We start from the raw sequence: 4,558 nt of genomic DNA, 5'->3' as shown, positions 1-4,558 counted from the left end.
CTCCGCGAGATCCAGTACCGCAGCAACCTCATCGATGGATGTCTCGCCGAAACCGGCCTCACGTTGACGACATCACGCCAACAAGGTCAGTAACGGCACCAGGCACCCGAGCGGCCCACCCCCACCGACGTCAGGGTTCACCAGCATGCTGACCAGCCGTGGTGGGGTTTGCGGGGTCCGTGGTCGGCATCGTGGTCGGGGCCGGCTGCCTCTGGCGGGCGCGGTTCAGTCTTTCTCGCCGTTGAGGGGGCCGATAGGTTCACCTCATGGGACTGCAGCGGGCGGGCGTACATCATTCGGTTTCGACTTGGCAGCAGCCGTATCCTGCGACGACCTCTCACGAACGCAGGGCGCTGGTCGAACGGATCGCGAAGCGGATCCTGGCCCTCGGTCAGGGGCGTCTGGCAGTGGCGATCGATGGTCTCACCGCTGCGGGCAAGACGAGTTTCGGGCACGAACTGGCTGAGTGGATCAGTGCGGCGGGACGGCCCGTGCTCCGGGCGACTCTTGATGACTTCAAGAAGCCGTGGAAGGACCGGCACCTGTATGACCGAGAATCAGGTGAGGGGTATTACCGCAACGCATTCGACTATGACGTGGTCAAACGGCTGCTGCTTGACCCCTTCCGGTCGCCGCAGGCGGCGTTGTGTGGCCTGTGCAGCATCGACCCGCTGACGCAGCAGGATCATTCCTCGGATGCGGCTCCCCTTGCTTCAAATTCTGTGCTGATCGTGGATGGCGTCTTCGCCTTCCGGCCGGAGATCAACACGTACTGGGACTTCCGTGTCTGGTTGCAGGTGGATGCGGAACTGTCGGTCCAGCGAGGTGCGGACCGTGATCAGGACTGGGCTGGCAGCGATGCGGAGTCGATCCACCGAAACCGGTATCTGGTGGCAGAGCGCATCTATCTCCAGGAGGTCGACCCGATCCCGATGATGGACGTCGTCATCGACAACTCGACATTCGCCAGCCCGCGCGTCATGGAGGCATGATCTCTATTGGGACCTGCGGCTGCTGGTATCGGGTTCGGTTCACCTGACGGCCATCCTCCCCGGGAAGGAAACTAACACCCGTGCCGTGCACGGCCGTTCTCCGGCCTCGTACCGGCCCCTTCCGGCATTGGTCGTCCTGTCACCTGATCACGGGTCGACCCGGTAGTTCAGAGAAGTCACGAGACCGAAGCTGATGGCGCCTGACCAGATGGTTCGGGGCATCGGTAGACCTCCGTGAGTGCCCCGAGCACGACCAGTGTTGGGTCTTACGGCTGATGTCGTAATCGCACGAGCCGTGTCGTACCGATGTCGTATACGACATCGCCGTGAGACTAGCGCGTGGGTGGGTGTTGCTGCCCTGGGTGTGTGGTGCTCGTCGAGTTCCGGTTGGACTCGACGCGTTTCAGGGGTCCATCCGTCTGTGGTGACGGATCTTGTTGCCGTTCCCCTGTGGGCTAATCAGCCCACTCCATGGCTTGGGCGGCGCACAGAGCCGGCGAGCACGAGATATACGGAGGTACCAGTGAAGGCAATCGTCGCGACGGATCCGGGCGCGGAAGCAGCCGGGATCACACTCGCGGAGCGGCCTGAGCCGACGCCGGCGATCAACGACGTCGTCGTTGAAGTCCATGCGTCGGGCTTCGTCCCCGCGGAGTGGCAGTGGCCCTCGACGTGGGTCGATCGCGCCGGTCGCGATCGAGCCCAGGCGATCATCGGCCACGAGTTCGCCGGAGTGGTCACCTCCCTCGGCTACGGCACGACGGGGCTCTCGCTGGGACAGCGGGTGTTCGGGATCACGGACTGGCACCGCGATGGAACCCTGGCCGAGTACGCGGCCGTGGAGGCACGCAACCTGGCGCCGCTGCCGGGGAACGTCGACTTCACGGTGGGTGCGAGCCTGCCGATCTCCGGCCTGACCGCGTGGCAAGGTCTGTTCCAGCACGGTCGTCTTCAGGCGGGGCAGAGCGTCCTCGCACACGGCGCCGCCGGCGCAGTCGGGTCCGTGGTTACGCAGCTCGCCCGGGAGTTCGGCGCCTACGTCATCGGTACCGGGCGGGCGGGGGACCGCCAGGCGGCGCTCGACTTCGGCGCGAACGAGTTCCTCGACCTCGCCACCGAGGATCTCGACGACATCGGCGGGGTCGACGTGGTCTTCGATGTCATCGGCGCTGACATCCAAAGGCGCTCGGCGAGAATCATCCGGCCTGGCGGGACGCTGGTGTCGGTGGTCGGGCCTGTTGAGGCTCGCCCTGTCGACGGCTTGGCGGTCGACTTCGTCGTCGAGTCCGTTCCGAGTCAGCTGGTGGAGATCGTCGACCGGGTGCGGGACGGGCGCCTTCGCACGCACATCGGAACCGTCGCGGCACTCGACGACGCCGTCCCTGCGCTCAACCCGACCGAGCGGCGCAAGGGCAAGACCGTCATTCGCGTGCGCCCCTGAGCGCCCTGGAATGGGCCGACAGCGGTGGTGGGCTGGACGACCGCTGACCTGCCCGGTGTCGGGCGAGGAAATGCCACGGACTTGAGACTGATCATGGTGACACGGCCGTGAGACAACCAAGAAAGCCCAGGTCGCAAAAGACCGACATGTCGGACGCGGCGACCAGCCTACGAACGGCTCCGGCGTCCCGCATGCGCGCTCCCGGCGGCCGCCCCACCCTGGATGAGTGACCGGGACGCCGAAGGTCGTCGTGTACCCGCCGGCCGAGGATGGTGGTCGGCGGGTCCGCGTCGGCAGTCGGTTCATGGGGATGGCGTACACACTGCTCGACATCGCCGAGTTCCTACGCCGGACCGGGGCCGAAGACGTCGAGCCCGAGGATGTGGCGAGCGCGGCCTGGGTGGAGTGGCGGGGCGCTGGGCCAGACGTGTGGGCGCCGCCCGGGTAGGTCGGAGCGGCTGCGACCACATCACCGACCCCTGACTGCCCTGGTCGGGCCCGCGGTCGGCGTGGTCGGTCTCCTGGTCGGGGGTAGGGGTTCGTGGTCGGGATCCGCGGGGCCGGCGCGGGAGCGCTACCTCTCGGTGCTGCTGTCAGAGCAGCTTCTGCGGTGCCTGATACTGCTCGACGGGCGCGATGTTGCACGCGGGCTTGGGCCCGCCGAGCAGGTGCCCCCCGATGCCCTCACCCTCCGGTAGCGGCACCGCACAGCGGAGGTCGACGTTGGCGAACGGGGCGCCATAGGTGTTGCCGATGCCGCCTGCTTCGCCCGCGATGGTGGTGTTGCCGTTGCGGGTTCCGAAGTCCGTGGCGCCGGTGCCGCCGTTGGGTCCTCCGAAGTCTGTCGCCGATGCGGGTACAGCCACGGCCGTCGTTGCGGCAATCGCGAAAGCCGCGCCAGCCAGAACCTTCATGATCACTGTGATGCTCCTGTTCGATGAGACGGTCATCCTCTTTGTGAACTGTCCAACGCCACGCCGTGGTTGCAGTTACGTGTGCCGGGGGACTCGGCGGGTACAGCGACGTCCCCGGCCTCGGCGTGAGTGGTGCTGCCCTGGGCTTCGTCGCTTCCGCCAGCCACGGGGCTGGAGGAGACGGGAGGCGGCAGCGGCTCGGCCGCGCGCAGAGTCCGCCCCTCCTGCCCCGCTGCCTGCCGCACGGCCTGCCAGCGTTCACGCCAGGGCTGCACAGCAGGATCGGTGCGTGTCGGCGGTCACGTAATTGGCTCTGTCCGCAGTTCCGTGAATCCCCAGGTCAGCGGCAGGAACGCGGGATCGTTTCGGCAGCGTACTTCCTGCCGTGGCGAGCTAGACGGTTGAGGATGTGCTGTTTCCCGGGATCGATGTGCAGGTGGAGGGGGTGAGCGACTCCTCGGATGGCCTGGTGGTGGAGGCGGTGTCGACGGCCCGCCCAGGCCGGTGCCCGAACTGCCGCAAGCAGGCCCGCCGCGTGCACAGCATCTATCAACGTACCCTGGAAGAACGGTCGTTGGGATCGCGCCGGGTCATCATCCGGCTGCGGGTGCGCCGGTACTTCTGCGACCGTAGAAGCTGTTCCCGCATGACCTTCGTCGAGCAGGTGCCGGGACTGTCTGTGCGCTACCGCCGTTCCAGCACCTGGCTGGCGGGCTGGCTGCGGTCGAGCTCGGCGGCCGTCCCGCCGCACGGCTGTGCCGCCGGCTGCGGCTGGCGCGGGCCGCACGCGGCCGCTCAGGCTGGTGACGGCGCCGGCGGTACCGGACCGTGCCCCGCGGGTGCTGAGGGTGGACGAGTTCGCCTTCCGGAAGGGCTGCACCTACGGCACCGTGCTGGTCGACGTCGAGGCCGGCCGGGTCGTGGACGTGCTGCCCGACCGCACCTCCGAGACGTTCGCGGCCTGGCTCAAGGACCATCCCGGAGCAGGGATCATCTGCCGGAACCGGGCGACCGCCCGCCGCCCGCGCGGCCGTCGATAACACACACAATTACAACTGCACGCATCAGCTGGTGACAGCCATCCGTACGGTAGTGCTGTTCTGAACGTGGCGTGCCTCTACTGACCTTGTTGGCGTGATGTCGTCAACGTGAGGCCGGTTTCGGCGAGACATCCATCGATGAGGTTGCTGCGGTACTGGATCTCGCGGAGG

5 protein-coding genes and 1 pseudogene are annotated in these 4,558 nt (G+C 67.2%); 5 read left to right on the top strand and 1 reads right to left on the bottom strand.

Annotated elements, in window-relative coordinates; all coding sequences use genetic code 11:
* Positions 1–266: 266 nt before the first annotated feature.
* The 3 genes from ACWC0C_RS48025 to ACWC0C_RS48015 all read left to right on the top strand — a co-directional run bounded on the left by ACWC0C_RS48025 (position 267) and on the right by ACWC0C_RS48015 (position 2,881).
* Positions 267–992 (top strand): uridine kinase, encoded by a 726-nt coding sequence (locus ACWC0C_RS48025; RefSeq protein WP_450871503.1) that lies wholly within the window; start codon positions 267–269, stop codon positions 990–992.
* 523 nt (positions 993–1,515) lie between these two features.
* A complete protein-coding gene (locus ACWC0C_RS48020) occupies positions 1,516–2,433 on the top strand; it encodes an NADP-dependent oxidoreductase (protein ID WP_450871502.1) in 918 nt (305 codons plus the stop codon).
* 226 nt (positions 2,434–2,659) lie between these two features.
* Positions 2,660–2,881, top strand: coding sequence for a hypothetical protein (locus ACWC0C_RS48015; protein WP_449202276.1), 222 nt, complete (start codon positions 2,660–2,662; stop codon positions 2,879–2,881).
* Between the two features lie 145 nt (positions 2,882–3,026).
* Here the strand turns inward: ACWC0C_RS48015 and ACWC0C_RS48010 are convergent, their stop codons facing one another.
* On the bottom strand, positions 3,027–3,347 hold the full coding sequence (locus ACWC0C_RS48010) for a hypothetical protein (RefSeq protein ID WP_449202279.1): 321 nt from the start codon (positions 3,345–3,347) through the stop codon (positions 3,027–3,029).
* A 409-nt stretch (positions 3,348–3,756) separates the two neighbouring features.
* Here ACWC0C_RS48010 and ACWC0C_RS48005 point away from each other — a divergent pair.
* Both ACWC0C_RS48005 and ACWC0C_RS48000 read left to right on the top strand, forming a co-directional pair.
* A pseudogene (locus ACWC0C_RS48005) lies at positions 3,757–3,963 on the top strand (transposase family protein); the annotation flags it as partial.
* A gap of 187 nt (positions 3,964–4,150) precedes the next feature.
* The gene (locus ACWC0C_RS48000; protein WP_450871501.1) at positions 4,151–4,387 is read left to right on the top strand and encodes a transposase; all 237 of its coding nucleotides are present in this window, start codon (positions 4,151–4,153) and stop codon (positions 4,385–4,387) included.
* The last annotated feature ends 171 nt before the right edge of the window (positions 4,388–4,558 follow it).

It is taken from the genome of Streptomyces sp. NPDC001709, assembly GCF_053596375.1.
The sequence above is the reverse complement of the archived record's forward strand: the minus strand, read 5'-3'. Positions and strand labels throughout refer to the sequence as shown.